Raw genomic sequence first — 253 nt, 5'->3', positions numbered from 1 at the left:
AGAACTGCGCATGGAGGCTGCCAAGCTGCTGCTCACGCTGAACTAAAAACAACGCGCGCTTTCCGTGCTCGATCAAATTGATCTGTCACTGCTGACACCCTCCCTGCGCTTTGATATCGCAAAACACAAAGCTAAAGCGGCTCTGGAACAGAGCGATGCCAGACAAGCATTGATTTACCTCGACCAAAGTCCGGAAGCAAGCAGCAACGATTACCCAGCAGCACAGGCCATTGAATACCGTGAGCTGAGAGCC

General features: G+C 52.6%; 1 protein-coding gene. It reads left to right on the top strand.

All coding sequences use genetic code 11. The features are described from left to right. Positions 1 to 64 precede the first annotated feature (64 nt). Positions 65 to 253 (top strand): hypothetical protein (locus ACFVYJ_RS13850; protein ID WP_463255449.1); only part of this gene is annotated, 189 nt, incomplete at its 3' end.

It is taken from the genome of Pontibacter sp. JAM-7 (genome assembly GCF_048548695.2).
Lineage (GTDB): Bacteria > Pseudomonadota > Gammaproteobacteria > Pseudomonadales > Balneatricaceae > Neptuniibacter.
This window is presented reverse-complemented; position numbering and strand designations above follow the sequence as displayed.